Origin of the sequence: Pseudomonas sp. Sample_9 (assembly GCF_004307535.1) — a bacterium.
GTDB classification, from domain to species: domain Bacteria; phylum Pseudomonadota; class Gammaproteobacteria; order Pseudomonadales; family Pseudomonadaceae; genus Aquipseudomonas; species Aquipseudomonas mercuritolerans.
Window position 1 is genome coordinate 3,555 of record NZ_RAZO01000180.1, and the last position, 3,812, is coordinate 7,366.

A 3,812-nucleotide genomic window follows, 5' to 3' on the forward strand; every position below is an offset into this window, starting at 1 on the left:
AGGCTGATGCAATCGCTGCATAAAAACCATTCCCCAAATGCACTTGCCGAAAACCCCCACCGACAGCGAAAACCCTCACCTGTCCCACTGACCGGTGAACCCCATGCCCACCCCATCCAACCCCGTGCGCAACGTGCTGTACATCATGTGCGATCAACTGCGCCGCGATTACCTGTCCTGCTACGGCCACCCGCATCTGCATACACCGAATATCGATCGCCTCGCAGCTCAAGGGGTGCGTTTCAGCCGCGCCTACACCCAAGGCACGATCTGCGGCCCGTCGCGGATGTCGGCCTACACCGGGCGCTATGTCAGCAGCCATCAAGTGGCCTGGAACGCGGTGCCGTTGCCGCTGGATGAATTGACGATCGGCGATTACCTGCGACCTCACGGCATCCGCACCGCGCTGGTCGGCAAGACCCATGCGACGGCCAATGTCGACGCCTTGCAGCGCCTGGCGATCAACCCGGAAAGCGCGCAAGCCGAGTTGCTCAATGAGGTCGGCTTCGAACCCTACCTGCGCCACGACGGTATCTACCCCGACGATCCGTCATTCGACGACAAGCGCGAATCCGCGCCCTATACCCAATACCTTCGCGCGCAGGGCTTCGATGGCAAGAATCCCTGGCACGACTGGGCGAATGCCGCCGAAGGCGAGAACGGTGAAATCCTCAGCGGCTGGAAAATGCGTCATGCGAATTTGCCAGCACGAATTCCCGAGCAACACTCAGAGACTGTCTACACTACAAATCGGGCCATCGACTTCATCACCGAGCAAGGCGAGAAATCCTGGTGTTTACACCTCTCGTACATCAAACCGCACTGGCCCTATATCGTACCGACTCCATACCACGCCTTGTACAGTACGAAATCGATTCTGCAACCGATCCGCGCGACGCTCTCCGAAGCCAGCAAACACCCCGTATACACTGCCTTTCGCCAACATGAGGAAAGCCGCAACTTCTCCCGCGATTCAGTACGATTGAATGTAATCCCCACCTACATGGGCCTGATCAAGCAAGTGGATGATCAGTTGGGGCGGCTGTTCGATTTTCTGCAGAGCAACGGGCGTTGGGATGACACGTTGATCGTGTTCACCAGCGATCACGGCGATTTCCTCGGCGATCATTGGCTCGGCGAGAAGGAGTTTTTACTGGAGCAGGCGGTGGGTGTGCCGTTGATCGTTCGCGACCCTCGGCCAGCGGCGGATGCCACTCGTGGCACTGTCGATGAGCGCTTGACAGAAACCATCGATGCGCTGCCGACTTTTCTTCAAGCGCTGGGATTGCCGGCAGCAGAGCATCGGCTTGAAGGGCGTTCACTGATCCCGTTGCTGCACGGGGAACATCACGATTGGCGCCGTTATGCAATCAGCGAGTACGACTACGCCTTCCAGGCCCCGGCGCGGGAACGCCTCGGCCAGCCGATCGACCGTTGCCGCATGACCATGGTGCGCAGCGAGCGCTGGAAATACCTGGCGTACGACGGGTTTAGACCGCAGTTGTTTGATCTGTTGAATGATCCGCAGGAGCTGAATGATCTGGGTGAGGACCCGGCGTACGGGGCGGTGCGCGAGGAGCATGCGGGGTATCTGTTTGAATGGGTACGCGGACTAAAGCGGCGCACGACGATCAGCCATCAGGAGATCGATTTGCGCGGACAGCGGTTTCGTTATGGTGAGCCGGAAACCGAGAAGGTTGTTCAGATCGGAGTGTGGTGAAAGCCCTTCGCGAGCAGGCTCGCTCCCACAGGGATTGGCGTCGATCACATCCTAGCGTTCGGCACAAATCCATTGTGGGAGCGAGCCTGCTCGCGAAGAGGTCCGATCAGACGCCGACGATATCCGCACCCTTGATGGTCTGGCTGCGCTGCCCATTCACCCCCACCGGCACCTCGCCCTTGAGCGTTACCCGGCGCACCACGCGATCCTGGGTGCCGTAATCATCAATGGCGTAATGCTGCGTCGAGCGGTTGTCCCAGATCGCCACATCTCCAGCCTGCCAGCGCCAGCGCACGGTGTTTTCCTGGCGGATCACATGGCTCTGCAGCAAGCCGAACAGGTGCGCCGAATCCGCCTGTGAATAACCTTTGATGCGTTTGACGAAATGCCCCAGCAGCAAGCTCTTCTCGCCGCTGATCGGATGCACGCGCACCACCGGATGCTCGGTTTCGTAAACGGTCGAGGTGAAGACTTTGCGGTAGCGCTCCAGCTTCTCTGCCGAGACGTCCGGCTTCGCCCCGGCGTAGTCGTATTCGTTGCTGTGCACGGCGGTCAGTTTGTCGGCCAGCTCACGCAGCTCGCTCGGCAAACCGCTGTAAGCGGTCGCGGTGTTGGCCCACAGCGTATCGCCGCCGAATGCCGGCGCAACCACCGAGCGCAGGATCGAGGCTTTCGGATAGGCATCAACGAAGGTCACGTCGGTGTGCCAGGAATTGGCGCGCTGGCCCTCGGCGCCGTCCAGCTCCAGAAGGTAGCGAGTGCCTTCACGCACCGGCACGGTCGGGTGCGCCACCGGTTCGCCAAGCAGATGGGCGAAGGCTTCCTGACGCTGATCGTCGAGTTGCGTCTGCTCGCGGAAGAACAGCACTTTGTATTCGACCAAGGCTTGCTGGATGGCTTCGACAGTGGCGGCGTCCAGCTCACCGGACAGATGCACGCCGCGGATTTCGGCGCCGATACGCCCGGCTACCGGATGAATCTGCAACGCGTGAGAAACGGCTTTTACGGCGAGTGCGGCATTGCTCATGGGAAGACCCTCATCGACTGCTTGCGGTTTTGACGGCAGCGAAACAACGCTCTATCTATATTCCATTTACATCTAATAGATATTCACATGCTTCGTTGACGGAATAAGAGCTTGCATTTAAAACCTCAAGCAACCTCGTCGCAAATGCCTTCGAGCTATTTTTAGGATGCCGGAAAAGCATATGGATCTTCGCCAGTTGCGCTACTTCATCGCTCTTAACGAACACCGCAGTTTTGTCCGTGCGGCCGACGCCATGGGCATCACTCAACCGGCGTTCAGCCGCAGCATTCAGGGGCTGGAGCAGGAGTTCGGTTGCGTGCTGGTCGATCGCGGCAACAAGGATCTGCGCCCGACGCCCGAGGGCCAGGTGGTGCTGCAACACGCCTTGAGCCTGGTGCAGGGCGCAGCGTTGCTCAGCGCTGAAGTGACGCAAATGACCAAGCTCGACGCCGGCGAGGTGCACTTCGGCTGCGGTCCGGCGCCAGCGGTGAAACTGGTGCCGGACGCGGTGGCGCAATTCATCAATGCCCACCCGAAAGTGCGCACCTGTTTTCAAGTGGATAACTGGGAAAAGCTTAGCCGTGCGCTGAGCCGCGAAGAGATCGAATTCTTCATCGCCGACATCCGCCATTTCGAGTCCGACCCGAATTTCCAGACGCAACCGCTGACGCCCAAGCGCGGGGTATTTTTCTGCCGGCCGGGGCATCCGTTGCTGGCCAAGGAAAGCCTGTCGACCAACGACATGTTCGACTACCCGTTGGCCGCCACGCTGATCCCGCCGGGCATTCGCAAGCTGCTGGCGAACCTGAGCGGGCGCATCGATTTCTCGCCGACCATCGAGACCGAGCACTTTCCGGCACTGGTCAAAGTGGTGCTGCAATCCAATGCGATAGGTGTCGGTACCGAGGAGGCGTTTGTCGAGGATGTCGCCAAGGGCTCGCTGGTGCTGCTGCACTGGCGCAACCTGCCGCAGAACCTCGAAAGCATGAACGCGCGCTGCGGTATCGTCAGCCGCACCGGATTCCGGTTGTCGCCGGCGGCGAGGGCAATGATCGAGACGTTGGT

3 protein-coding genes are annotated in these 3,812 nt (G+C 59.9%); 2 read left to right on the forward strand and 1 reads right to left on the reverse strand.

Annotation, left to right across the window (positions count from 1 at the left end):
* The first annotated feature begins 103 nt into the window (after positions 1–103).
* Complete coding sequence (locus D6877_RS10050; RefSeq protein WP_130910648.1) at positions 104–1,720, forward strand: alkaline phosphatase family protein; 1,617 nt, start codon at positions 104–106, stop codon at positions 1,718–1,720.
* A 106-nt stretch (positions 1,721–1,826) separates the two neighbouring features.
* Here D6877_RS10050 and D6877_RS10055 read toward each other — a convergent pair whose 3' ends face one another.
* Positions 1,827–2,747 (reverse strand): TauD/TfdA family dioxygenase, encoded by a 921-nt coding sequence (locus tag D6877_RS10055; protein ID WP_130910649.1) that lies wholly within the window; start codon positions 2,745–2,747, stop codon positions 1,827–1,829.
* A 181-nt stretch (positions 2,748–2,928) separates the two neighbouring features.
* On the opposite strand from D6877_RS10055, the gene D6877_RS10060 reads away from it, so the two are divergent.
* The coding region (locus D6877_RS10060) for a LysR family transcriptional regulator (protein WP_130910653.1) at positions 2,929–3,812 on the forward strand (884 nt) is incomplete at its 3' end.